Origin of the sequence: Actinokineospora guangxiensis (assembly GCF_042657845.1) — a bacterium.
Lineage (GTDB): Bacteria > Actinomycetota > Actinomycetes > Mycobacteriales > Pseudonocardiaceae > Actinokineospora > Actinokineospora guangxiensis.
This window is the reverse complement of the sequence record NZ_JBHSKF010000006.1, coordinates 326,829-351,135: the sequence shown is the minus strand read 5'-3', so window position 1 is coordinate 351,135 and position 24,307 is coordinate 326,829. Positions and strand designations below refer to the sequence as shown.

Below are 24,307 nucleotides of genomic sequence, written 5' to 3'. Positions count from 1 at the left end.
CCGCCATGCCCACCTGGGTCGTCATCCCCGCGCTGTTCTGGGTCACCCTGCTGCTGGTGGGGGGAGGCCTGGCGCTGATCCGCGCCCGCGACGCCTACCAGCGGATCATCGCGCTCGACCTGCTCGCGGTCATCGTCATCGCCCTGCTCGCCCTGCTGTCGCACCTGCGCGGCGAGGCGTACTACTTCGACGCCGCGGTCGCCCTGGCCCTGCTGTCCTTCGTCGCGACCGTCGCGGCGGCGCGCTACCTGGAACGAGGAGGACCGTTCGGATGATCCCGGTCGTGCTCGACGTGGTGGGCGGCATCCTGCTGCTCGTCGGCCTGACCCTGCTCACGATCAGCCTGGTCGGCGTCCTGCGCCTGCCCGACACCTACAGCCAACTGCACGCCCAGGGCCTGGCCACCGGCCCCGGCGTGGTCGCGGTCCTGGCCTCCTCCATCGCCACCGAGAACACCGCGATCATCACCTTCGCCGCCCTCGCGATCCTCTTCATCACCCTCACCTCCCCGGTCTCCAGCTACTCCATCGCCCGCGCCGCCCGCCGCCGCACCACCCCGGAGCAGGACCGCCCCGGTGGACCGGAGACCGGCGACAGTCCCTGACACCTCGAGGCCGGCACGGCAGCACACGCCGAGCCGGCCGGGATCAGTGGTGTGACCGCTCCGACCCGCCGGGCGCGGCAACCATCCGCAACCGCGGAGACCCCGGAGGAACAACCGCACCATCCCATCGTGGTCGGCGTGGGCCACCCGGTGATGGCGCACAGATGGGCGAAACTGTTCCCCGTCGTGCGCCGCATCTTCGATGACTACCTGGACGGCAACGGAGACCGGGCAATCGCGCCGGGCCTGAACCGAGACGGTGTTCCGTGTCCGTCACGGCGTCACCAGGACCAGAACAAGCATCGCCTTGCGGACGGATGGCAGGGGAGCACGGTTCGGGCGATTCTGGAGAACCCGCGGTACACCGGCTACGCGGTCTTCGGCCGGTGGACCAAACATGAGATGCTGGCCGATCCGGACGACGTGGCCGCGGGGCACGTGACCCGATTCCGGCGGTCGAGCCCGGACCGCATTGTCCGGTCGCGCAAGCCCGCGCATCCGGCCATCGTGTCGGTTGAGGACTTCACGCAGGTTCAGCTACTTCGGAAGTCCCGTAGCGTCGGGTCAATGCGCGGGATCACGAAGTTGGAGAGGAAGCAGACGACCACGAAGCACACCTACCTTCTGCGGGGTCACGTCCGGTGTGAGATCTGCACCCGGAAGATGCAAGGCGGAATGGTTCGGTCATCGGTCTACTGCCGGTGCCTGGCTCGTACGCTCGCTCCTGGCGCGGCGGCATTGGCCAGTCACCCGAAGACGGTGAACCTGCGTGAAGACGTCCTGGTGCCCGCTATCAATGAGTGGATCGGCCGGGTGTTCGCGCCGGAGAACAGGGACGCGACGGTAGCGGCACTGGTGGGTTCACAGGGAGGCGTACAGCGATCGAGCGGGCAAGGAGGCTGCGGCTCATCGTCTGGCGGATGCGGAAGCCCGGTTGAAGCGCTATCAGCGGCGATCGCGGCCGGTGTGGACCCGTCCGCGCTAGTCGAGGTCATCAATCAGGCACAAGCCGAATGCGAGACGGCTCGCGCGGAGATCGGGAACTTTCCAACGTCCGGGAGCCTGGATCAAGCCGAGGTCTACGCGATGATCGATGCGCTCGGAGATGTCGGAGCGGTGTTGAAGGATGCGCGGCCTCAACGGCTGATGGATCTGTACCGTGACCTGCGGTTGAAGGTTTCGTACCGAAACGACAGAGAGGCTGTCGTGACGACAGCCTCTCTGCGTGTGTCTAACGAGTGTGTCCGAGGCCCGAGTTGAACTTTCCGCCCACCCCCTCTGCCAGCAGGTTTGTTTCGAGGCTGGCACATAAGCGTGCGTTGGGCTCGCAGACCATGCGGGCCCAACCTTTATTGAGGCCCTATCTAGCCGTCCTGAAGCGGTTACTCTGCTGGTCTTACTGCTAATTCCGTGTGGAATCCGTAGTTGTGTGAATTGGTCTGATCGAGCCTTCGGGCATTCCGTATGGGCTACGGATTGAGAGTGATCACTGCGGTCTCGCTGGCTGCCATCTTCGGCGGGGTACCTCTGCTGTGATCGAGCCCGCGACGATCGCGACCGTGGTGCGGATGTGGCAACGCACCGGTCGATCATCCGGGGCCGGGCTTCCTGGAGAACGATCGGACGGTCGGCGGCGCCGTGCGAGCGTGCGTGCTCACAAGAACAACGGGTAGATCGCTGAGCCGTCGGAGCACGGTGGTGTTCATGTGCTTGTCGAGCTTGTTTACGGTGAGCTGGTGGAACCTTCCCTTCTCGGTGACCGCGATGTCGCAGTAGGGAACTGCGAGGCCCAGGGCGTCAATGTCGAAGATGTCGTTCGAGGACCAAGGGCGTGACGGGTTTCTGTGCTGTTCGGTCTTGAGGGTGGTCGAGACCAGAGCCGTGGGCATGGCGGGGGCCAATGGCCGGATCGCTTGCCGCGGCGAGGTCGCGGCGTTGAGCGGGGTTCTTGATCTTGGTCATCTGCATGTAGTGGCTCGCGGAGAGGACGAAGGCGGCGTCACCGGCGTTGTGGGCGGCTCGGCAGGCCGTCAGCGCGGGGGCGTACTGGCTGCCGCTGGTTAGGCCCTTGGCCGCCTTGGCCAGGTAGATCCAGTGGTTCATGGGCACGGTGTGAGGGTGCGCTGCCTGAGGTCGGAAGTCGAGCGCATTCGCCGGGATGTCGGCAAGCCGCGGGCGGGTGGAGAGGGTGTACCGTAGATATCCGGTTAAACGGATGTTCGCCCGGTGAGGGAGTCGCCGAGATGGATTGTGATCTTGCCATCGTGGGGTCGGGAGCCGCGGGGTTCGCTGCGGCGATTGCGGCTCGGCGGCGTGGGTTGGTGGTGGTGATGGTCGAGCAGGGGGTTCCGGGTGGGACGTGCGTGAACGTCGGGTGTGTTCCGTCGAAGGCGTTGTTGGCGGCGGTCGGGAGCTTGACCGCGGGGCCCGCGCGTGGGCGGTTTCCTGGCGTCGGGGGAGCAATCGGGTCGGTGGACTTTGCGGAGTTGGTCGCGGGGAAGGATCTTCTTGTGGGAGAACTGCGAGCTGAGAAGTACATCGGGCTGGTGGCCGAACTGGGATGGGAGATCATCGAGGGGCGTGCCCGGTTCGAGTCCGGTCCGCGGTTGTGGGTGGAGGGTGCCGATGTCCGGGTGCGGGCGGAGCACTACCTGGTGGCGACGGGCTCGGTGCCGCGGATACCGGCCGTCGTTGGGGTGGACGAGGTCGCGTCGTTGACTTCGGCGACTGCGATGGAGCTTGGTGAGTTGCCGGGGTCGTTGCTGGTTGTCGGCGGCGGGTACGTCGGGCTGGAGCAGGCGCAGCTGTTCGCTCGGCTGGGGGTCGAGGTGACGGTGGTCGAGGCGCGGGATCGGGTGGTGGCGGGGGAGGAGCCGGAGGTCTCGGCGGCTATCGAGCGTGTGCTGGTGGAGGAAGGTGTCGCTGTCCGCACGGGGGTCGAGGTGCGGCGGATGTGGTCGGATGCGGGACACGTCGTGGCGGTGGTCGATGACGGATCGGGTGTCGAAGGGGAGGTGCGGGCGCAGCGGGTTCTGTTCGCGGCTGGCAGGCGTCCGGCTTCCGGGGCGATGGGGTTGGCGGAGATCGGGGTCGCACTGGGTCCGGCGGGTGAGGTGGTGGTGGACGGGTATCTGCGGACGAGCGCTCCTCGGGTGTGGGCGGCGGGGGACGTCACGGGGCATCCGGCGTTTGTGTACGTGGCCGCGTCCGAGGGGGCGCTGGCCGTTGACAACGCGTTCGGACCGGATCAGAAGGAGGTGGACTTCTGGGGGCTGCCGCGGGTGATGTTCACCAGCCCGTCGGTGGCCTCGGCCGGGCTCACCGAGGAGCAGGCGGCGGCGCAGGGGGTGGAATGCGAGAGCCGAGTGCTCCCGCTGGACATGGTTCCCCGGGCGATCGTCAACCGGGACACCCGGGGACTGGTCAAGCTGGTCGCCGAGCGCGGAAGCGGCAGGCTCGTCGGGGCGCACGTGGTCGCGGAGGGAGCCGGTGAGGTCGTCGCGGCGGCGGGGTACGCGCTGCGGAGCGGGATGACGGTGGCCGATGTCGCCGGGATGTGGTGTCCGTACCTGACGATGGCCGAAGGGCTCAAGTTGGCGGCGCAGATGTTCGACCGCGACGTCTCCCGGCTCTCCTGCTGCTCGCCCTAGCGGCGGCCGCTCACAGCTCGACGGGGGCGCCGCTTCGGCGTGACCGGTCGCAGGCCAGGGCAAGCCGCAGGCTGATGAGGCTGTCGCGGACTGGGGAGGGGTTCTGCGCGGCTCCGGTGATCACGTCGAGGAACACGCGCATCTCATTGAGGTATGCGGCGTGGAAACGCTCGGGGAACCCCGGGTAGGCGTCCGGCCCGGCGGTGGCACCGCCGGGGTCGAGTGAGGTCAGGGGGGTGAGCGGGTTCAGCCCGACGGCCAGGGAGTCGCGGCTGCCGTGCACCTCGATGCGGTGGTCGTAGCCGAGGGGATTGTGCCTGCCCGCCGACAGCAGGGCATGCGCGCCGCCCGCGAAGTGAAGCACCACGACGGCGGTGTCCACGTCGTCGGCGTCGGCGAAGGCGTCGTGCACCAGGACCGAGCCGGAGGCGAAGACCCGCACGACCGGTTCCCCGACGAGCCAGGGCACGGCGTCGAGGTCGTGGATCAGCAGGTCGCGGAAGATGCCGCCGCTGGCGGGCAGGTAGGCGAAGTCCGGGGGTGTGGCGTCCAGCCCGACCGCGCGGACCTGGTAGACCGTGCCGACGTCACCTGATCTGACGCGCCGGTGCAACTCGACCATCGCGGGGTCGAAGCGGCGCTGGAACCCGACCAGGACCGGCACCGCCGCCGACTCGACCTCGGTGACGAGCGCTTCCATCTCCGCCTCGTCGGCGGCGACCGGCTTCTCGCACAGCGCGGGCACCCCGGCCGCGACGCATCGCCGCACCAGCTCGGGGTGGGTGTCGGTGGGCGTGGCCAGCACGATGCCGTCGCAGGACGCCAAGAGATCATCGAGGGCGTCCGCCCGGGACGTCCCGGGGTCGGGTGTCTCGGCTCGCCCGGGGATGAGGTCGTACAGCAGGACCTCGTCCACCGCGTCGAGGGAGGCGAGATGGCGTGCGTGCATGGAGCCGATGCGTCCGACTCCCGCGACACCGATGCGCATGTGGTCTCCGTTCGTTCGCTTGTCCTCGGAACCACCGCTGGCAGCGGTAGTCCGGCGTCTTCAATGCTTGTTGAGCCGCAGAAGCGGGTCGTACGCTTCAGGCGAGCAGGGGAGGGGTATGGAGCACAGCGCCGAAGTGCTGGCCATGGGCGGCACGTCCGACCGGCAGGCCCGCTTGTCCGCCCCTGAGCGGAGGCTGCACCAGCGGGTTCTGCGGAGGTTCCTCGAAACGGGGATTCCGCCGACGGCGGCCTGGTTCGGCGAGGCCGCCCTGGCGTGTGGCCTGGACGGAGCAGCCGCCGCGGAGACCCTCGCACAGGCGGACCTGGTGCACTTCGCGGGTGAGCGGGTTTCGGTGTCCTACCCGTTCTCGGGAGTGCCCACCAGCCACGTCGTGAAGATCGACGGCTGCCGCGCCGTGCACGCGATGTGCGCGGTCGACGCCCTGGGCATGGTGCCGATGGTGGGAGCGGCGGGTCAGATCGACTCCGTCGACGCCCATACCGGGGAACCGGTGCGGGTGACCTGTGCGGATGGCCGCTGGACGTTCCTCCCGGACGCGGCCGTGATGCTGGTGGCCGCGACGGGCAGCGGCACCAGTTCGAGCTGCACGTGCCCGTACATCAACTTCCATGTGTCAAAGGCCTCCGCCGACGCGTTCCTCGCCGTCAATCCGAACCTCACCGGCGCCGTCCTCGGCCAAGTCGAGGCCGTCGCCCTCGGCGAACGGCTCTTCGGGCCGCTGCTGCGGGCCTGAGCGCTCCAGTGAACGCAGGATCGCCGCGACCACACGAGGCGCCGCGCGGCCGTCCCCGAACGGATTGCCGGGCGGCAGAACGGGCCGCTCGGCGAGCAGGCGCCGCCCTGCGGCCGTGATGGCTGTCGACTCGGTGCCGACGAGCCAGGCGCGTCCCGCTTCGACGGCTTCGGGACGTTCCGTGCGGTCGCGGAGAACCAGGACCGGCACCCTGAAGGAAGGCGCCTCCTCCTGCAGTCCGCCGGAGTCTGTCAGCACCAGCGCGCTCACCCGCAGTGCGCGCAGCAGGTCCGGGTAGTTGAGCGGCTCGGTCAGCGTCACCCGTTCCCGACCGCTCAGCTCGACGCGGGCCTGCGCGGCGACCGACGGGTTGGGGTGGGTCGGCAGGAGCACATGGACATCGGGGTGCTCAGCGGTCAAGGCCGCGATGGACTGGAAGATCCGCTTCAAGGGCTCTCCCCAGTTCTCGCGGCGATGGGCGGTGACCAGCATCAGGCGATGACCGAGTGCCGCGATCGTCCGTTCCGCGGCCGCGAGTTCAGGGTCACTCGCGGGGAGGTCACGCGCCGTCAGGTGGGCGACGGCGTCGACGACAGTGTTGCCGGTGACGGCGATGTCGCCACCCGGGACACCTTCTGCGCCCAGGGCGTCAGCCGCCCTCGCCGTGGGCGCCAGGTGCAGGGTGGCCAAGCGGGCGATGATCCTGCGGTTGGCCTCCTCGGGAAACGGGGACCGCATCGATCCACTGCGGAGCCCGGCTTCGAGGTGGACGAGGGGAACGCCGCGCCAGTGCGAAGCGAGGGCACCTGCCAGTGCCGTCGTCGTGTCCCCTTGGACGAGGACGGCGGCCGGACGACGTCGGGCGATCAGGGCGTCCAGGCCGGGAAGCATGCCCGCCACCAAGTCGGCCTGCCCGCCGACGCGGTGCAGCGACAACGACTCTGCCGGGCGCAGGTCAAAGGCGGCCAAGGCGTCGAGGGCGGTCCGGCCGTGTTGCCCGCTGTGGACGACCACAGCCCGGATGGCGGGTGGCGACGCCAGCACGACAGGAGCCACCTTGACCGCCTCGGCCCGGGTGCCGACGAGGACCAGGACCTCGGGCGTCATCAGCTCGGCCGCGGCGACGGTATGGGAACGCGCAGGTGATCGGTGATGACGGCGGCGTCGGCGCGGTCGGTCATCCCAGCGAGGGTGTCGAGGCGGTAGTGGTCGCAGCGTTGACCGGGGGAGAGGACCAGGGGGATCACCTCGACATCGTGCACTCGAAGGTGGTCTCCGGCGCAGACGACCCCGACGCGCACCGCCACGCTCAACCGCGTGTGCGGGGTGAGGACGGGCGTGATCAGGTTGCCCGCGGAGTAGACGATCACCCCGGCGCCGTGGTTCGCGCGCCGCTTGCGCACCTCGACGGGCTGGATGACGTGCGGGTGGTGACCCCAGACGATGTCGGCGCCTGCGTCGACAAGCCGACGGGCCAACCCGATCTGTCGTTCGGTCGGGTACCACTCGAACTCCAGCCCCCAGTGCAGGCTCACCACCACGAGACCGCTTCCCGCCGACCGCGCCTCCCGGATCGCGGCTTCCAGGCGGTCGCCCGCGGCGCCGACGTCGCGCTCGTTCAGACCCGCGACGTTGACCATCGCCCGGTCCTGCGCTGGTCCGTGCAGCCCGTTCGTCCCGAAGGTGAACGGCACGACCCCGACCCGGTGCCTCCCCACCGCGGCGACCACGAAGTCCGCGGCGTGGTCGGCTGTCGTCCACGTACCGGCCGCGGTCACCCCGCGCCGACGCAAGGTTTCGACAGTTCGCCGGACCCCCTCGACGCCGAGATCCCACGCGTGGTTGTTGGCGGTGGCCATCACCAGGGAGCCCTCGCTTGCCCGCAGGTACTCCAGGTGCACGGCGAGTTCGGCGTCGGTCATGGCCAGCCGCGGTGCGCCGCCGAGCAACCCGCCACCGTCACCGGCGGCCGCCGCGTCGCCCACCGGTCCTTCCAGGTTCGCGAACAGCGCGTCGGCGCCCAGGGCGCTGGTGACCTCCGGGGCCAGTTCCACCTTCGGCATGGTCTCGCAGAACGGGCGCAAGGGCATGATGTCGCCGAGGAACACCATGGTCGCGGTGGCGTGTTCGGCGCTCCCGCCGACGGGGTGGCGGCCGACGGACAGCGCGTCCGCCAAAAGCCTGCGCGCCCCGCGTCTTCCAGTCAGCGGGTTCTCGCGCTTGTAGGCCCAGAACGCCTGGTCCAGCAAGCCCATTGTCGCGGAGTCGCCGGTGTAGCCGCCGAGCAAGCGCCAGGCGCCGAGCCGGAACGCGGCGAAGACGGGCGGTCGTCCCACGCGCACGTACCAGGGTTCGCAGTTGGCCATGCGGGCGCTAACCGGCGCTCGTCAGCTGGTCCAGGATCTGTCGTGAGTCCGGGTGGGCGTCGGCGTGGTGCTTGGCCCACTGCAGTGGCGTCGACCCGTGCTGTCCATCCCTGATGGACAGATCGGCGCCGCGGTCCAGCAGCAGGCCCACGGTGTCCTTGTGGCCGGCGCTCACCGCGAAGTGCAGGGCGGTCAGGCCGGGGGCGGGGCGGGCGTCGATGTCGGCGCCGTGGTCGAGCAGCCACCGCACGGCGTCTGTCGCGCCGACATGGGCGGCGTAGACGAACGCCTCGCCCAGCACGGAGGCGTCGTCGTCCTCGGGGGGCGGGCCGATCGTCCACCCGACGTCGGCGGGTTCGGGTCGGGATCGCCGGGAGTCGGTGGTGAGAGCGCCGTCCTCCCAGAAGTCCTCCAGCAGGTCGACGCGGTTGCTGCCCGCCGCGACCCACAGCGACAACGGGACGACCTGCTCCTGGGCGAGGCGCGTGGCGGCCTGCGCCTGGCCGTGGTGGATGGCCGCCTCCAGCGGGGTGATGCCCCACTCGACGGTGTTGGTGACATCGGCCCCGGCGTCGAGAAGGGTCGAGAGCATGTCCATCCGGTTGAACCCGGCGGCGAGGTTGACCGCGCGGTCCAGATCGGCGCCCGCGGCGATGAGCTCCCGCACGACGGCCATGTCGCCTGCGAAGAAGCCCAGCCCGTGCGGCTGCACGGCGGTCTCCAGCACGGTGCCGCCGTCGGCGTCGCGGTGGGTCACCAGATCGGGGTACTTGGCCAGGAGTTCGCGGACGGCGAAGGCGTCGGCGGCTTCCATCTTCATGACGAGGTCCCCGCGGTAGCCGGTCTCCTCGCACCAGCGGGCGCGATCCGCGCTGCGGGCCTTGAGCCGCTCGACGGTTTCGGTCATCTCGCGCCAGGTCAGGCAGCCGCCTTCGCGGGCGACGACTACCCGCGCGTCGTGCTCAGTGGCCTTCGCGGCCAACGCCGCAGTGTCCGCCTCGTCCGCCAGGCGGGGGACGTGTCCGCGGAAGCGCCGGGCGGCTCCCTCGTCGCCGTTCCTCAGTTCCGCGAGGTAGCTGCGGGCTCGCTCCTCGTAGAGCGCCAGGTCGGTCCCGAGCCGGGACACCGGACGGGGTTTGGGCTGCTCGGCGGCGGCGTTCAGCAGCGCGGACCACCCCTCGTACCCGAACTCCTGGGCGATCACTGTGCGGGCGTGGTCAAGGTCGAAGCCCTCGGCGGGGGTACCCGCCCGGGCGAGCGCGGTGGCGTCCCCGGAGCGGGCGCCGTCGGCCAGGTCCTCGGCTTCGCGGCTGAGCGCTTCGGCGGTGGGGGGATCGGGGAGGTCGAAGTGCCGAACGCGCTGCATGGGGTCCTCCTAGGACGTTCTGTCGGTGGCCGGAGTGGAGCCCGCGTGGTCAAGAGGCCGTGGTGGCCGTCGTCCTGAGTCGAGCACCCGTTCGGCGCCGGTTTCGCTCAGTCCTCGGCTGTCGATCAGGTGTCGGCGGAACCGGGGCCTGGCCTGGTCCGTTGTCATACCGAGGGCTGCCAGGTCGTCCCCGATGGTATTCCTCTTCGCGGGGTACTGCGCGGGCGTGGCGGTCGGCGAGTTCGCGAGGAAGTTGTCCAGGATCACCATCTCGGCCGACAGGTACAGGGACAGGATGCCCGGGTTCTCCGAGAAGCGGCTGTAGTAGCTGATGCCGCAGAGGTGGAACAGCTCGTCGGAGACATCCTCGGGCCAGTGGGCGTGATCGGTGCTCTCGGCGTCGTAGGGCAATGTGCATCGGCGCGCGAGCGGCCGCAGCGATGCGATCGGGTAGCCCAGGGAGCGCGCGAGCAGTTGGAAGAGGATGAGCGTGTCGTAGAAGTTCCCGCTGACGAATGCGGGCCTGCCGCCGTGGTCCGGGACGACGCGGGAGAGCAGTGCTCGTGCGCGCCGGGTGGGGACGCGGTTGCGACCGAGTTGGGGCAGGGGGCGGGCGTGGCCGTCCCAGTCGTGGGTCCCGGGGTCCGCGGGCACCCCGGCCTCCCGTACGGCCTGGATCGCCGCGCGGTTGACGAACAGCAGGTGGGTGCCCGCGGTGGGGAAGCCGAAGTCGGTGGTCATCGACCAGCCGCAGTTCATCGACGCCGTCGGTGAGACGTCGGCCAGTTCGGCGAACACCTCTGGGTTGAGCACGAAGCAGTCGATGTCGATCCAGCCGAAGCTGTGTTCGTTGACCTCGAACAGCAGCTGCCAAGCGGCGATGTCGTCGGTGCGCTCGTCGATGTGGTGGAAGGGCCGGTCCAGGTTCTCGGCGATCCAGGCGCGCTCGGCGTCGTCGAGCGCCGAGCCGATCAGGACGAGGTTGATCTCCGGCGGCACGTGCGATTCCGCGGCGGCGGCCCAGTGCAGCAACCCGCCGGTGAAGAACATGTAGAAGACTTCGCTTTTGGTGGTGAGGCGGTCGTAGAAGGCGCGGAACGCGCGTTCACGAGGGCGGGCGCGGAGGGCCGCGGCCGTCTCGTGCGCGGCGGCACGCGCTCGTACGAGGCCGTCCGCGAGCACACCGCCGATCGCGCCGCGCAGGCCGGTGCGCCCGTCACAGCCGGGCTCGGCGAGCCCTACCGCCGCGCTTTCCCCGACGCACACCAGGTTGCCCGCGCAGTCGACGAACTCGAAGAAGCGGGCCCCGAACGCGGGGACCAGGTCGCCGGGGGGCCGCCTGCCGTCGTCAGCCAGCCGTGCGTGCAGGGCGTCGATGTCGCCGACGAGGAACGCGGCTGCCCAGGGACCCTGCAACGGGACCTCCGGGGGTGCTCGGTCGGCGCGGTTGGGCTGCCCCGTTCGCTCCTGCAGCAGCAGCGTCACCCCGTAGCCGCGCACGAGCGCCACCCGTCCGCCTGGTGTGTCCAGCGTGACCTGCGGTTCGAGGCCGACGACGTCCCGGTAGTAGTCGACGGCCTCGTCGAGGTCGTGGACCACGAGACAGGGCACTCCGGTTGCCGGCTCCACGCGACCGAGGCCTTCCCATCCGTTGAACCGAATACGACGCCGTCCCGGAGACTGCCACCGATGGGTGCGGCGGGCAATACCCGGATCGGGGCCCGCTCCACCGTGCCCAACCTCGACCCCGGAGAACGCGGCGGAACTCGCTTATGATCCCGATGCCCTGACCGAACCCTCCCGGGAGCCGCGATGTCGGACCTGACCCCGCTCTCGTCGGATCAGGAACGGCTGTGGCTTCGCAGGTACCTCTTCCCGGAATGGGGCAACGAGAGCCCGGCCGTGGTGTGGTTGGGTCCGATGGCCCCCGCGGCGGTGCGGGCCGCGTGTTCGGCGCTCGTGCGCAGGCACCCCGCGCTGCGCACCGTGTACCCGAGAACCGACGGCGTCCCCGCCCAGCGCGTCCTGCCCGCGACGCGGTTCGCCGTTTCGCTGATCGATCTTTCCGGTCTCGCGGAGCCGCGACGCCGGGCGGCGTTGGGCCGCGTTGTCGCCGCCGAGGCCCAGCGGCCGTTCGACCTCGACAACGGTCCGGTGCTGCGGGTCGAACTCGTGCGGCTGTCCGAGCGGGAGCACGTGCTGGTGTCCGGGGTGCACCACATCGCCGTGGACCCTTGGTCGATCATGCTGCTCGGAGAGGACCTGATGGCCCTCGCCGGGACGGCGTCGACCGGGCAGCCCGATCGGCTGGCACCGGTGTCCACCACCTACCTCGACTACGTCGCCTGGCTACAGCGACGCCGCACAGGGCCAGCGGCCGAGGCCGACCAGCGGTTCTGGGCGCGGCGGCTCGCGGGTGTCACCGCCGTCGAGCTACCGCTGGACCGTCCGAGACCGGCACGGCTCACCACAGAGGTGCTGGTGCATGCCGTCGACCTGCCCGCGGAGGTCAGCGACCTGCTGCGGGAAACGGCGCGCGCCGCGGGGGTGACCACCTTCGTGGCATTGTTGGCGTGCTTCACCGCGCTGGTCCGGCGCTGGAGCGGAGCTGAAGAGTTCGTGGTGATGACCGTGCCGTCGGGACGTGTCCGAACCGAGTTCGGGGCCGTCGTCGGCTTGTTCACCGGCGACGTCGCGGTGTGCTGCGACGCTTCCGGCGATCCGACCGTCGGCGAACTCCTCACCCGGGTCCGCGACGCCGTGCTGGACACCTTCGATCATCCCGAACCCGCCTTCAACGAGATGGCGGCCGGGCTCGACCCCGAGCGGACGCTCACCCCGCACCCGCTGCGGCAACTGGGGCTCGTGCTGCACAACAGGCGGCCCCCCGAGGTGGACCTCGCACGCGTCGACCTGCCCAACCCGGCGATCTCCAGGGGCAACGCCACCGCGGACATCTGGCTCGACGTGTTCGACAGCGGGGCGGGGCCGATGCGGATGCGCCTGGAGATGGCCGAAGAGCTGTTCGAGGTGCGCGCGGGCAGGCTCACCGCCGAGCGCCTGATCACCCTGACCGGCTCGGCCATGGCCGACACCAAGCAGCGGATCTCGGCGCTGCCGTTCATCGGACCCGGGGAAGCCGAGCTGATCGCCGAGTGGGGCCGCGCATGCGGCACCCGGACGCAGCCGGTCAGGTCGCTGCTGGACCGGGGAGCTGAGCTCGCACCCCGGAGCGCGGCGCTGCGGTGCGGCGACAGGGTGGTCACCCACGCCCAGCTGCGTCAGCGAGTGCGCGCCGTCGCCGCGCGGCTGGTGGATCGCGGTGTCGGTCCGGGGACCGTCGTCTCGGTGGACGGCGACGACCAGGTCGCGGTACTCGTCGCGGCGTTGGCCGCGCTCTGCGCGGGGGGCGGGGTCGCCGTCGGTGAAGCCGCAGGCGCTCCACGAGGTGCCCGCCTGAGGTTCGCCAGGCATTCGCGGCGCGCACACCACATCGCTGTGCGCCACCGCAGCGGCGGCATCACCCACACCGCGCTGGCGCTCGTGGCGCAGAGCGCGTCCCGCGCCCTGTTCAGCGGCGGTCCGCGCAGGCTCACCCTGGCACCCGGCGATGGCCTCGACGTCGTCGCGGTGCTGGCCACGCTCGCGGCCGGGGGCACCTACGAGCCGGACGGGCGTCCTGAACCGGGCATGGTGTGGTTGGCCGACCACCACACCCCCAGCGCCGACATCGCCGCCGCCCGCGACGCGGGCGCCGCGGTGTGGGTCCGGTTCCGCGCCGCGGGACTGCCCGGCTGGACGGCCGCCGCTCCGGTGCCCGCGACCGACGAGCGGGGCACGCTGCCTCTGGGACGTCCCCTGGGTGTGGCCGAACTCCGCGTCGTCGACGACCGCGGGGGGCCGGTTCCGATCGGTGTGGCGGGGGATCTGCTCTTCGCCGGTTCCGCTGGCTCCAGTCGCCCGGGATGGCGTACCGGCGACCGCGTGCTGTTCGACAGCGACGGCATGCTCTGGCCCGCTCCCGATTCCCGGTTCCCCGCGGTGGGCGGGCGCTGGGTCGATCTCGACGCGGTCGAGCGCGCGCTGCTCACCCACCCCGAGGTTGCCGGTGCGGCGGCCGCGGTACGACGGTGCCGTACCCGCGCGGGCGTCGCCGTGACCCACCTGCTCTGCTGGGTGCGGCCCGCCGACTCGGCTGCCCTGAGCGAGCGGGCGACGCGCGAGATCGCCGCGCTGGTGGCCGCGACCACCGCGGTCCCGCACACGATCGTGGAGGCAGCCGACCTGTCCAGCGTGCACGCGGACGCTTTGCCGGTGCCCGAACTCGGGGACCGGCGATCCGGCGGCCTGCCCGCGCCGCGCACCCGCACCGAGACCGCGGTGGCGCAGCTGTACCAGGAGATCCTCGGGGCGGTCGAGGTCGGCCGCGCGGACAGCTTCTTCGTGCTCGGCGGCACGTCCATGCAGGTGTGCCGACTGGCCGCGCGCCTCACCGACCGGTTCGGCGTCGACCTGCCGCTGCACGACCTCTTCCTGCGGCCCCGGGTGGCGCAGGTGGCCGCCGCCGTGGACGCGGAACTGGCGGCGGCGGGCGGTCAACGTTCTGGAAGCGACCTGCGCACAGCGTCGACCACTGTCGCAACCGCGATGTCGGACAGACAACGGGGATAAGGGCCGTCCTCCGCCACGTACGGGTAGTGGCACCGGTGGGCGCAGGGCATCGTGACCGGCCCCTCGCCGCGGGGCATGTTCCTGACCATCTGGCACTCGTACCGCAGGTTGATCCCCGTCTGCCGCGGATACGCCCGCGCCCACATGAACTCGGTCATCGTGGGCCCGTAGAGCACCACGCTCGGCGTGCGGACGGCCGCCGCGATGTGCGCGGGAGCCGAGTCGTTGCCGACCAGGACGTCGGCGGCCGCCACCACGTCGGCCAGGTGGTTGAGCGATCCGCCGCACTCGGTGCGCACCCGCGCGCCCGGCAGGTCGGACCGGATGCGCGCGGTCAGGCCTGCCAGCTCGTCCTCCTCGTCGGCGCTGCCGATCAAGATCAGGTCGAGGTCGGCGGCCTTGGCCAACTCGACGCACAGCAGGGCGTAGGAAGCCGCAGGCCACCGGCGGTTCCAGTGCTTGGCGCCCCCCGGGTGCACCGCGACCTGAGGGCGCTCGGCCGGAGCGGACGGTTCGGGCTGCCGCGGCAGCGGCGGAACGACCTCGGACGGCCGCAGGGCGGGCAGACCGATCGCCCGGGCGAGGCCGCTGGCGTACTCGTACAGGTCGGGCAGGCCGAACAGGGGGCGAGCGATGCGCACCGGCACGGTCAGCCAGGGGTCGGTCGTCTCGCCCCGGGGGAAACCCAACCGGGACGGGATGCCGCAACGGGCGGCGACCCGGCTGTCGAGCCCGTGGCTGTCGGGGTCCAGCACGCACAGGTCGAACGACTCCGCGCGCAGGTCGGCCGTGAACTCCGCCCAACCCGGCCCGCCGGCGTCGTGGCCGGGTGGGCAGCGCAGCACGCGGGTGGCGTAGCTGTGGGCCGCGAAGTAGCCCGCGTGCCGCTGGGCGATGTGCTCTCCCACGACCAGGACCACGTCGGCGGCGGGGAAGGCGCGCCGGAGCAGGGCGAGGAAGATGTTGCGCTGGATCAGGTCGCCGAGTCCCGGCTCGCGCAGGTGCGCGAACACGCAGACGCGCTCGGGCGTCATGGCCGTCCCCGTTTGGTCAGCCGGAGGCACGCCACGGTGAGGCCGGGTGGCCAGCTGATCCAGCCGTGTCCGCTGATCAGACAGGAAAGCCGGTACAAGGTGGGGTGCCGCCACGGCAGGAGTCTGCGGTCGACCGAGGCGGCGTATGCCGTGGTGAGGGTTCCGGGCCTGCCCGCCTCTCGGTGGGCGTCGAGTGGGCTGTCGGAGTCGAACAGCCCGTCGAGCGCGGAGATCATGGCGATGTGCTCGGGGTCGTCATCGGGTGGCGCGGTCGGGAGGTCGAACGTCAGCAGCAGGAGACCGCCGGGTCTCAGCACGCGGTGCAGTTCCCGGACGATGTCGCCGCGCCGGTCTGTGTGCTCCAGCACGGACACGCAGTAGACCGCGTCGAACGACGCGGGCTCGTATGGCAGGTCCCGCAGGTCCGCGGCGGCGAAGGTGACCGGCGCGGCGCAGCGCTGGTTGACCCGGTCGAACACCTCGGCCAGGTCCGTGTCGTGGTCGCAGCAGTGGACCTCGGCGCGCATCCGGTCGGCGACCAGGAAGGGGAGGAAGGTCGCCCCCGAACCGGCGTCGAGCACGGTGAACCGGCGATCGCCGAAGTGGTCCGACAGGCCGCCGAGGGTGAACGGGTACTCCCAGCGCCTGCTCCATTGACGCAGCGGGTCAGCCACCCAGCGGCGCCGGTACCCGCGCAGGGCGTCGCGGTTCGCGGCGAGGAAGGCGTCGGAGAACTCGGCGATCCGGGCGAAGTCCGGTGATCGGCCCAGCTGCTCGTAGGCGTCGATCGTCGGAATCCCCGAGGGGAGCGCGGTGATCACGGCCGCTTCCCGAGTGCGGACGCGACCTTGCCCCGCACCGATTGCGCCGACCGGGCCACCGTGCAGCACACCTGACTGAACAGGCGCAGCCGCAGCGGTACACCGCGCATTCCTTTGTGGTGGATCGCGTACATGTCCTCCAAGCCCGGCAGCGGCCTCTTCTGGGCGTCGACCTGATAGTGCCCGTCCGCCTCCAGCACGTGCCCAGGCGTGATCAGCACGGAGGGCAGGTCCCGGTAGCCGCCGTCGACCACGCAGTCCTGCAGCATCTCCGAGCCCGTGCTGCGGCTCACGTAGTAGACCTGGCTCCAGTCCAGCATTCCGCGCAGGCCGAAGGCCGGCCGGTTCTTGCGCTCTCGCATCGCGGCGAAGACCGACGACCACAGTGGATGCTCGGGCGCACTGCCCACGATGGCGTTGCCGATGCACGCCCGATCGCAGAAGACCAGCTCGCGCTCGGCGATCAGATCGTCCAGCGGGCGGATGAACTCGATGTCCATGTCGACGTAGAACCCGCCGAAGGTGTGAAGCAGGAAGTACCGGATCGCGTCGCAGCGCTGGATGCGGTACGGATAACCGTCGTAGACGGGAAGGAAGTCCGGGTAGCGCTCGCGGAGGAAGTCCCGTGCTGTCGCCTCCGTCCAGAACCGGTGCTCCCAGTGCGGATGCATCGCCACGGCGGCGGCTCGGTAACGGCGGTAGGCCTCCGGTGCCGCCGACTCGTCCGGGAAGTAGAGCTGGTGCATCACCTTGGGGATTGGCCTCATCCTGCCGACCTCCAGATCCGGGAACGGCGGGCAGTGGACCGCTCAGCCTGCCAGACAAGGAAAGGCGCCGCTATACTCCCGCGGACGGGTTCGGGCGGGAGGATGCGATGAGCGCTCAGACGAGTGCGTCTGGCCGCACCAAGCGGTCGGTGCGGGTCGAGGTCACCCTCGCCGAGCCCCGCGAGTGCGGCGGTACCCTCGAATTCGGGCTCCAGACCGCCAAGGACGAACTGGACTTCGGCGTCCCGGCGGGCGACGGGGCCATCCGGTACACCGCGGAGATCGGAGTGGGCACTCGCGAGGACGGCACCGCGACGTACTCCGGCACCGCCGTCAACGGGCCGTCCAGAGCGCGTTTCGTGTACCTCAGCCACCGCGCGCCGGGGGCGGGTGCCGACTGGACGCGTCGGTGCAAGATCCCGCTGCCGGAGCGCCTCGAACAGGGCACCACCCTGCTCGCGGCCACCGTCGAAGACACCGGTGCCACGTGGGCGAAGTTCGACGGGTGGACCCAGACGTGAGCGGGAGCCCCCGGTGAACGACCCCGCTGATCTGGCCCGGCGCGCCGAACTGGAAGCCGTGATCGCCGATGTGTGGTCGGAGGTGCTCGGCCGGCCGGTCGCCACGACCGACGACTTCTTCGCCATCGGTGGCAATTCCCTGCACGCGGTGCAGATCGTGAGCCGGACCGAGGAGATCACCGGGGAGCCGCTGTCGGTGCGGGCTGTCCTCGAGGGGCGGACCGTCGCGGCGATGGCCGAGGCGGTCGCGCGAGCCGTGGGCGGCTGACCGGTCGCGGGAGTCACGGGCACGCCGGTGGAGGTGGGGGAGTGCCCGCCAGGCGGGCGTTGATGTAGTCGACGATCTGCGGCAGGGCGTTGCTCGTGGTGTTCGCGTGCCCCTTTCCCGGCACGAACTTCGCCGTCACGGACACACCGATCGCGCAGTAGTCCGCCAGGAGTTCGCGGGTTCCGGACACGGGAACCGTGTCGTCGGCCTCGCCGTGCACCAGCAGCACGGGAACGGAGGTCTTCTGCTTGCCCGGTTCGTTCTCCGCCAGCCGTTCGCGGAACACCGCGGAGTTCAGGATGGCGCCCACGCCGAAGTCCGTGCCGCGCTTGCCCGCGTACTCGGTGAGCACGATGTCGCTGCACAGGCCCTTGACCTTGGCCAGCGCGGCTTTGCCCTCCGCGCCGAGGTCGGCCTGCAGGGCGGCGGCTTCGGGATAGGCCGTGGCGATGCCGTTGATGGCCATCAACGTGTAGCCGAAGTAGGGGCTGCCGTCCAGGTGCGTCATCAAGCCCGTCAGGTCCGCGGGAGGGGCGACCGCGACCGCGCCGTCCAGGCCGACGTCGGGGGCGTAGGTCGGCGCGAGCTCGGCGGCGAACAAGGCCGCCCCGCCGCCCTGGGACTCGCCGAAGGCGACGCTCGCGGAGACCTCCAACCCGGTGAGCTCTGTCGCCGCCCGGATCGAGTCAAGCACGTTGCGTCCTGCCGAGTGACCGACGATGTAGGGGTGCTCGCCCGGAGGCCCGAGCCCTTCGTAGTCCGAGGCGACGAAGACGCCGCCGCTGCGGATGACCGACGCGGCCACGGACCTGGCCATCCCGGGCTGGTCGAAGTCCCATTTCGACGGCGCGCACTGGTCGCCGAGGCCCGCGGTCCCATGGGCCCACGCGACGATCGGACGTGGTCCGTTCGCCTCCTGCGCGGGCCAGAACACCAGACCCGATGTCGCGACCAGCGTGTCGTCGACGGTGGTCGACCAGTACAGGATGTCGTAGCCGTAGCTGTTCTGGAGGCCGCTGATCGGCCGCGCCCAGATGAGCTCGCCTGGCTTGGCGTCCGCGGGTGTCGCGGGCGGTACGAAGAACGCGTCGTCGTGGGGGCCGGGGACGGCGGAGACCGACGTCGTCGGGCTCGGCTTCGGGCCGGTGCCTGCCGAGCAGCCGCTCACCGCCGCCACCATTGCCGCGGCCAGCGCGAACGCGCGCCTAGCTGACACCCTGGTCTCCTGTCGTCGCAGGGCTCAGCACCGCCACCATCCGTGGACGTTGCAGCGCCTTCGCCCAGTCCAACGCCGTCGCGTCGAACCGGTTGTCCCGTAGCTCCACGTCGACGCCGGATGCCAGCGCCACTCGCGCCAGATCCGGGTCGTCGCGCTCCACAGCGGTGTGCAGGATCGATTTGCCCGACCGGGGCCGTTGGCGGTCGCGGACCGTCGAGTCGGCGAGCAGGCCGCGGACGGCGTCCTGCCAGCCCAGATCCCACGCGCTGAGCACGTCGAGGGGCGCCCCGTTGTCGACCAGCCAGCGCGCCGAGGCCTGCTGAGCCGTGGCGGCGGCGAATTCCACGGTCGTCATCCCGTTGGGCAGCCGGTCACCGAGGCGGTCGCGGAACCGGGCGAGCGTGGCCAGCTCGCCCGCGCCGATCGCTTCGGCCAGCGTGACGCGGTCGGCGGTGTGCTCGGTCGCCAGGGCGTCGCCGGAGAGCCACCACGTCTTGCCTCGACCGATCGAACGGAAGCCCAGCATGCGATAGAGCGCGGGCGGGTTGCCTTCGGCGTTGAGGACGACGTACCGCGCGCCGAGGTCGGCGACGAAGCGGCACAGCGCGCGGAAGCGCGCGGCGCCGATCCCTTGGCTGCGGGCCTCCGGGAGGATGATCAGGTCGTGCAGGCCCGCAACACCCCAGGGGCCCGTGGTCGCGGTGACGGCGATCTGCCCGACCGGCCCACCGTCGCCCCACAGGGCCAGGTGCCACACCCGCCGCGGTTCGACCGCGCCCATCGCGTCGCGGATCGCCGCGGTCTCGCCGTCGAAGGCGGTCAGGCCGCACACCGACCAGTCCCGCAGCCGCTCGACCGGTGAGACAGCCTCTGCCGATTGGCCGTCTATGGCGACTCCGCGCAGGTCGAGAGCCATCCACTGCGGCAGGCCGCCGGGCCTGAACCCGCGCGCCCCCACCCACCCGCCGACCTGGGTCTGCTCGTCAGCGCTGGTCAGCCAGCAGCCCACGCGCTCGACACCCAGGCCACGCGCTGAGCGCACCGCCTCGTCCACCTGCGCCCGGAGCCGGTCGCCGTGCACGTCGAGGACGACGATGTGAAGTTCGGGGCGTGGCTTGGGAAGGTGGGCCAAGAACAGGTCGCCGTCCACCCCGCAGTCGCCGTCGCTGGCCGCTGCCAGCCTACGCGTCCAGTCCACGTGGTTGAGCACGCACGCGTGCCGCAGCTCGTCGGCGGACGCGTCGCGGGTGAGGAAGTCCGCCCTGGTGCCCGGCGAGGGTGGCTCGTCTCCCATTCGACCCCCGCAGGTATCGCCGACCGGAACGGGCGCGGCAAACGCTACCGCAACCACATCCGATAAACCAGATCCGTGCGACCATGACGCCGCTGCCTCACCTGGGGGGACTCGTGATCTTTCAACTGGCTCACCGCCTCAACTCGCGGATCCTCGCCACCGCGGGTGGGGACGGCAGACCTGTCGTGTTCGACATCGACCGGATTTGCCCGGCTTTGCGAGCGGTGGACGCGGCTTTCGAGGACATCAGGGAGGAAGCGCGCGCCGTGCTGGCCGACCGCGAGTCGGTGCCGGTCTACCACGACGTGGACCCCGAACAGCACTGCATTTCGGCGGTCACGCCGCACGATTGGCGGGTCTACTACCTGTGGATCATGGGGCTTCGCGCGGAACCCAACGCGACACGCTGCCCGCGGACCACCGCCGCGCTCGAACGGGTGCCCGGGTTGTTCCAGGCCCACTTCTCCGTCCTCGACCCAGGAAAGTCCATCCCGGCGCACCGGGGGCCCTACGCGGGCTACCTCCGCTACCACCTCGCGGTCGAGGTGCCCAGCGCCGATCCGCCCCACCTGCGCATCGCTGATCACGTCCACACCTGGAAAGAGGGCGAGAGCGTGCTCTTCGACGACAGCCACGAGCACGAGGTCGTCAACACGGCCGCGGAAAGGCGCGTCGTGCTCATCGTGGACGTGGCACGGCCGATGCCGGTGACGCAGCGGATCGCCCACCGGGTCGCGACGCGGATCGCTCGCGAGGTCTACGGCAAGAGCGTGCTGCGCAGAGCCGAGGAGCGGGCGGCCACGCTCGGACCCGCCGGGCCTTAGCAGGACGCGGACGACCCCGGCTCGATGATCCGGCAGGTGCTGATGCCGCCCGCGTTGTCCTCCAGGAACTCGCGCGCCATGTCGATGAACAGCACGGCGCGTCGGTCGGCGACGCGGTAGATGCGCCGCGCGCCCTCCCACTCCGAGACCAAGAGCCCGCACCACGTGAGGCAGCGCAGGTGCTCGGAGGCGCGCGACTGCGGGATGCCGGTCAGTTCGAGGAGTTCCGACTGCGACAGCTCGCCGTGTTCGAGGACCAGTTCGAGCATCTGCAACCGTCTTGCGTCGCCGAGGGTGCGGAAGATGCGGGCGAGCAGTTCGTGTTCGGTCAGCTCGGCACCCGGTGCTGCGATTGTGGGCGATCGCGCCATTGGTGGGTCTCCTCGATGGTCGGCCGGTCGGGTGACCATCATGGAAGAGGCGCGCCGGCAGCCGGTTCGACCGGTCCAGTTTAACCCAAGCTCACGCTTTGGGGAGTGGCGGGTTGCCCGGCACGCTCTGCGGAAGCGCGAGTATCTTCGCAGGTCAGGTGCTCCATCGGCGGTGGCGGAGGGGATGGTTCACGCGCCGCACGCGTCCACGGACGGGCACGCGGCAGTTGGCGTACGCGCTCTTGACATCCGGTCCACCGGATTGTTCAGTATGAGGGCGACGGGCGGTTGTGGTGCCGCAGGGCCGACGTTCCCGACCGTTCCGAAGGGTTCGCCATGCCTGATCGCGCAGTTCCCACCCCCGCGGCGGACGAGGACGAGCTGTTCCCCCGCCCGGTGCGGCCAAGGGTCTTCGCCCTGCTGTGGGTTCTCCTGCTGGTTTTGAGCACGGTCCTCGCCATCGTGGTGGTGCTGTACGTCAGCGCGAACGGGCGTTGATGCGCTGATGGCTGACACAGGAGTGCGCTGGTGGCGTCGGATGTTCATCCGGCTGGCGCAGTTCCTCCGCCGCGGCAGGGTGCCGGTGCGGATGCAGCTCAACGCGGTCGAGTGCGGCGCGGCGTGCCTGGCGATGGTGCTGTCCTTCCACGGCAGGAAGACGACCGTCGCCGAGTGCAGGGCGGTCTGCGAAGGCGGGCGGGACGGGGTCAGCGCGGCGATGATCGTCAGCGCCGCCCGCGTCTTCGGCCTGTCCGCCCGTGGTTTCCGCCCGGACGCCGCGGCGCTGGCCCACGTCGCCCTTCCCGCCGTGGTGCACTGGGAGGCGGACCACTTCGTGGTGGTCGAGCGGATCGGCCAGCGCTACGCCGACATCGTCGACCCGGCGTGGGGACGCAGGCGCGTGCCCCGGGAGGAGTTCGACCGCAACGTCACGGCGGCCGTGCTGGACCTGCGGCCCGCCGAGGGGTTCAGCACCGAGAGCCCCAGGCACAAGTCCGCCCTGCGGCTGCTGGCGGGCATGCTGCTGGAGCAGAAGGGGATCCGCGGTGTCATCGCGCAGGTCCTGGTCGCCACCGTCGTGCTGCAAGCCTTGGGGCTCGCGCTGCCGCTGGCCGCGAAACTCGTGGTCGACCTGTTCTTCCGCGGCGACGATTACCTGCTCCTCCTGCTCGGCATCGGAGTGGGCGTCGTGGTTCTCGCCTACGTGGTCACCGCGTACCTGCGCTCCATCGTGCTGCTCTACTTGCGTGGCAGGCTCGACTGGAAGGTCTTGACCGCCTTCAGCGACCACTTGTTCGGCCTGCCGCTGCGGTTCTTCCACCAACGCAGCAGCGGCGACATCGTCACCCGGCTCGGCAGCGTCGCCGCGCTGCGGGACATGCTCGCCAACCAGACGGTGGGTTCGCTGCTGGACGCTGCGATGGTGGTGGCCTACCTGGTCGTGATGTTCCTGTTCGACGCCACGATCACGATGATCGTCGTGGGCGTGCTCCTGGTCCAGGTCGTGCTCTACTTCAGCAGCGGCGGCCGTGCGCGGGACATGATGGCCCAGTTCGTCGGCGCCCAGGTCGAGCTCAACCAGTACCTGGTGCAGAGCCTGTCCGGGGTGTCGACGATCAAGGCCACCGGGTCCGAAGAGCACATCGTGCGCGGGCTGTCCGAGCGGATCTTCCGCTGGACGGGCGCCACGCTGCGGCGGGGGCACCTCGTCGGCGGGGTCGACACGCTCGCCGCCGGGCTGAGGCTGGTGGCTCCGCTGGTCGTGCTCTGGGTCGGCGCGTTGCGGGTGCAGGACGGGCTGCTCGGCCTCGGAACGCTGCTCGGCCTGACTTGGCTGGCGTCGGCGATCCTCGCGCCGGTCTCGGCGCTGCTGGCCAACGCCCAGCGCCTGCAGAGCGCGAGCGTGCAGTTGGAGCGGCTCACCGACGTCATCACGGCGAAGCCCGAGCCCCTCGGTTCACGCAAGCCGGAAGCACCGAGCCCCGCGGGTGCCGGGATCGAGCTGCGGGACGTCTGCTTCCGTTACGACGCTGGGGCACCGCTGGTGGTCGACGGCGTCTCGGCGGCCATCGAGCCAGGTCAGCGCGTGGCCATCGTCGGTCACAGCGGGGCGGGGAAGACGACCCTCGCCTGGCTGATGCTGGGCCTGTACCAGCCCACCGGGGGCGAGATCCGCTACGACGGCGTCCCGTTGCGAGAACTCGACGCGCGGCAGCTGCGCAGGCGTTTCGGGGTGGTGCTGCAGGAGCCGTTCACCATGCGCGCCAGCCTGCGGGAGAACATCACCGTCGCCCACCCCGATGCCACCGAGGACGACCTGCTCCGCGCTTGCAAGCTGGCCGCTGTCCATGACGAGGTCATGACGTTGCCGCTGGGATACGACACGCGGTTGGCCGAGCGCGGCATCGGGTTGTCCGGGGGGCAGTTGCAACGCCTCGCGCTCGCCCGCGCCCTGGTGGGGCGGCCGTCCGTGCTCATCCTCGACGAGGCGACCAGCCACCTCGACGCCGAGACCGAACAGCGCATCACCGCCAATCTACGCGATGTCGCCTGCACGCAGGTCGTGATCGCGCACAGGCTCAGCACGATCCGCCACGCCGACCAGATCCTCGTCCTCAACAACGGGCGGTTGGTCGAGGTGGGACAGCACCGCGAGCTGATCGAGCGCGATGGGCGCTATGCGGCCCTCGTGGCGGCGCAACTGGGAGGCGTCGATTTCGCCCTCGGCGACTGCGGGCCCGGTCCAGCAGGCCTGGGCGCTGGTGAGAGCGAGGGGAGGTGAGCGA

23 protein-coding genes are annotated in these 24,307 nt (G+C 70.7%); 11 read left to right on the top strand and 12 right to left on the bottom strand.

Going from position 1 to position 24,307, the window contains the following annotated elements; genetic code table 11:
- Positions 1–5: 5 nt before the first annotated feature.
- From ACFPM7_RS15730 to ACFPM7_RS15720, 3 genes are all read left to right on the top strand, one after another.
- The gene (locus ACFPM7_RS15730) at positions 6–275 is read left to right on the top strand and encodes an MrpF/PhaF family protein (RefSeq protein WP_378248356.1); all 270 of its coding nucleotides are present in this window, start codon (positions 6–8) and stop codon (positions 273–275) included.
- On the top strand, positions 272–604 hold the full coding sequence (locus ACFPM7_RS15725) for a cation:proton antiporter (protein ID WP_378248355.1): 333 nt from the start codon (positions 272–274) through the stop codon (positions 602–604). The genes ACFPM7_RS15730 and ACFPM7_RS15725 overlap by 4 nt, the downstream gene beginning before the upstream one ends.
- 129 nt (positions 605–733) lie before the next feature.
- Complete coding sequence (locus tag ACFPM7_RS15720) at positions 734–1,864, top strand: recombinase family protein (RefSeq protein ID WP_378248354.1); 1,131 nt, start codon at positions 734–736, stop codon at positions 1,862–1,864.
- A 537-nt stretch (positions 1,865–2,401) separates the two neighbouring features.
- Here the strand turns inward: ACFPM7_RS15720 and ACFPM7_RS15715 are convergent.
- The gene (locus tag ACFPM7_RS15715) at positions 2,402–2,707 is read right to left on the bottom strand and encodes a hypothetical protein (protein WP_378248353.1); all 306 of its coding nucleotides are present in this window, start codon (positions 2,705–2,707) and stop codon (positions 2,402–2,404) included.
- A gap of 140 nt (positions 2,708–2,847) precedes the next feature.
- Here ACFPM7_RS15715 and merA point away from each other — a divergent pair, with 140 nt between their 5' ends.
- Complete coding sequence (gene merA / locus ACFPM7_RS15710) at positions 2,848–4,254, top strand: mercury(II) reductase (protein ID WP_378248352.1); 1,407 nt, start codon at positions 2,848–2,850, stop codon at positions 4,252–4,254.
- Between the two features lie 10 nt (positions 4,255–4,264).
- Here the strand turns inward: merA and ACFPM7_RS15705 are convergent, their stop codons facing one another.
- Complete coding sequence (locus ACFPM7_RS15705) at positions 4,265–5,242, bottom strand: Gfo/Idh/MocA family protein (RefSeq protein WP_378248351.1); 978 nt, start codon at positions 5,240–5,242, stop codon at positions 4,265–4,267.
- Between the two features lie 118 nt (positions 5,243–5,360).
- Between ACFPM7_RS15705 and ACFPM7_RS15700 the strand changes: the two genes are divergently transcribed.
- Positions 5,361–5,999 (top strand): alkylmercury lyase family protein, encoded by a 639-nt coding sequence (locus tag ACFPM7_RS15700; protein WP_378248350.1) that lies wholly within the window; start codon positions 5,361–5,363, stop codon positions 5,997–5,999.
- Here the strand turns inward: ACFPM7_RS15700 and wecB are convergent.
- From wecB to ACFPM7_RS15680, 4 genes are read right to left on the bottom strand one after another with little or no spacing between them, the layout of a single operon-like run.
- Positions 5,880–7,106, bottom strand: a complete 1,227-nt coding sequence (gene wecB / locus ACFPM7_RS15695; RefSeq protein WP_378248349.1) for a non-hydrolyzing UDP-N-acetylglucosamine 2-epimerase — start codon at positions 7,104–7,106, stop codon at positions 5,880–5,882. The two genes, ACFPM7_RS15700 and wecB, sit on opposite strands and share 120 nt — an antisense overlap.
- Entirely contained in the window at positions 7,106–8,335 is a 1,230-nt protein-coding gene (locus ACFPM7_RS15690; protein ID WP_378248348.1) for a CapA family protein, read from the bottom strand. The genes wecB and ACFPM7_RS15690 overlap by 1 nt, the downstream gene beginning before the upstream one ends.
- Positions 8,336–8,372: 37 nt before the next feature.
- The gene (locus ACFPM7_RS15685; RefSeq protein WP_378248347.1) at positions 8,373–9,731 is read right to left on the bottom strand and encodes an ankyrin repeat domain-containing protein; all 1,359 of its coding nucleotides are present in this window, start codon (positions 9,729–9,731) and stop codon (positions 8,373–8,375) included.
- A gap of 9 nt (positions 9,732–9,740) precedes the next feature.
- Positions 9,741–11,342: a VOC family protein gene (locus tag ACFPM7_RS15680; RefSeq protein ID WP_378248346.1), complete on the bottom strand. Its 1,602-nt coding sequence runs from the start codon at positions 11,340–11,342 to the stop codon at positions 9,741–9,743.
- A 201-nt stretch (positions 11,343–11,543) separates the two neighbouring features.
- Here ACFPM7_RS15680 and ACFPM7_RS15675 point away from each other — a divergent pair, with 201 nt between their 5' ends.
- Positions 11,544–14,402 carry a condensation domain-containing protein gene (locus ACFPM7_RS15675; RefSeq protein ID WP_378248345.1) on the top strand — a complete coding sequence of 953 codons (2,859 nt, stop codon included), beginning with the start codon at positions 11,544–11,546 and terminating at the stop codon, positions 14,400–14,402.
- Here the strand turns inward: ACFPM7_RS15675 and ACFPM7_RS15670 are convergent.
- The 3 genes from ACFPM7_RS15670 to ACFPM7_RS15660 are packed head-to-tail and all read right to left on the bottom strand — an operon-like array spanning position 14,327 to position 17,003.
- Positions 14,327–15,436: a glycosyltransferase family 9 protein gene (locus tag ACFPM7_RS15670; RefSeq protein WP_378248344.1), complete on the bottom strand. Its 1,110-nt coding sequence runs from the start codon at positions 15,434–15,436 to the stop codon at positions 14,327–14,329. The genes ACFPM7_RS15675 and ACFPM7_RS15670 overlap by 76 nt on opposite strands.
- Positions 15,433–16,257, bottom strand: a complete 825-nt coding sequence (locus ACFPM7_RS15665; protein ID WP_378248343.1) for a class I SAM-dependent methyltransferase — start codon at positions 16,255–16,257, stop codon at positions 15,433–15,435. The genes ACFPM7_RS15670 and ACFPM7_RS15665 overlap by 4 nt, the downstream gene beginning before the upstream one ends.
- Complete coding sequence (locus ACFPM7_RS15660) at positions 16,254–17,003, bottom strand: glycosyltransferase family 32 protein (RefSeq protein WP_378248342.1); 750 nt, start codon at positions 17,001–17,003, stop codon at positions 16,254–16,256. The genes ACFPM7_RS15665 and ACFPM7_RS15660 overlap by 4 nt, the downstream gene beginning before the upstream one ends.
- Before the next feature lie 128 nt (positions 17,004–17,131).
- On the opposite strand from ACFPM7_RS15660, the gene ACFPM7_RS15655 reads away from it, so the two are divergent.
- Together ACFPM7_RS15655 and ACFPM7_RS15650 are read left to right on the top strand one after the other, a co-directional pair.
- Positions 17,132–17,545, top strand: a complete 414-nt coding sequence (locus ACFPM7_RS15655) for a DUF5990 family protein (protein ID WP_378248341.1) — start codon at positions 17,132–17,134, stop codon at positions 17,543–17,545.
- A 13-nt stretch (positions 17,546–17,558) separates the two neighbouring features.
- Positions 17,559–17,813: a phosphopantetheine-binding protein gene (locus ACFPM7_RS15650; RefSeq protein ID WP_378248340.1), complete on the top strand. Its 255-nt coding sequence runs from the start codon at positions 17,559–17,561 to the stop codon at positions 17,811–17,813.
- A gap of 13 nt (positions 17,814–17,826) precedes the next feature.
- Here the strand turns inward: ACFPM7_RS15650 and ACFPM7_RS15645 are convergent, their stop codons facing one another.
- Together ACFPM7_RS15645 and ACFPM7_RS15640 are read right to left on the bottom strand one after the other, a co-directional pair.
- On the bottom strand, positions 17,827–19,029 hold the full coding sequence (locus ACFPM7_RS15645; RefSeq protein WP_378248339.1) for a lipase family protein: 1,203 nt from the start codon (positions 19,027–19,029) through the stop codon (positions 17,827–17,829).
- Complete coding sequence (locus ACFPM7_RS15640) at positions 19,019–20,326, bottom strand: GNAT family N-acetyltransferase (protein WP_378248338.1); 1,308 nt, start codon at positions 20,324–20,326, stop codon at positions 19,019–19,021. Before ACFPM7_RS15640 ends, ACFPM7_RS15645 begins: the two co-directional genes overlap by 11 nt.
- A 185-nt stretch (positions 20,327–20,511) precedes the next feature.
- Between ACFPM7_RS15640 and ACFPM7_RS15635 the strand changes: the two genes are divergently transcribed.
- Complete coding sequence (locus ACFPM7_RS15635; RefSeq protein ID WP_378248337.1) at positions 20,512–21,150, top strand: aspartyl/asparaginyl beta-hydroxylase domain-containing protein; 639 nt, start codon at positions 20,512–20,514, stop codon at positions 21,148–21,150.
- Here ACFPM7_RS15635 and ACFPM7_RS15630 read toward each other — a convergent pair.
- The gene (locus ACFPM7_RS15630; RefSeq protein WP_378248336.1) at positions 21,147–21,521 is read right to left on the bottom strand and encodes an ArsR/SmtB family transcription factor; all 375 of its coding nucleotides are present in this window, start codon (positions 21,519–21,521) and stop codon (positions 21,147–21,149) included. The two genes, ACFPM7_RS15635 and ACFPM7_RS15630, sit on opposite strands and share 4 nt — an antisense overlap.
- Before the next feature lie 336 nt (positions 21,522–21,857).
- Between ACFPM7_RS15630 and ACFPM7_RS15625 the strand changes: the two genes are divergently transcribed.
- Both ACFPM7_RS15625 and ACFPM7_RS15620 read left to right on the top strand, forming a co-directional pair.
- Positions 21,858–22,019: a hypothetical protein gene (locus ACFPM7_RS15625; protein ID WP_378248335.1), complete on the top strand. Its 162-nt coding sequence runs from the start codon at positions 21,858–21,860 to the stop codon at positions 22,017–22,019.
- 7 nt (positions 22,020–22,026) lie between these two features.
- On the top strand, positions 22,027–24,303 hold the full coding sequence (locus ACFPM7_RS15620) for a peptidase domain-containing ABC transporter (protein WP_378248334.1): 2,277 nt from the start codon (positions 22,027–22,029) through the stop codon (positions 24,301–24,303).
- Positions 24,304–24,307 lie beyond the last annotated feature (4 nt).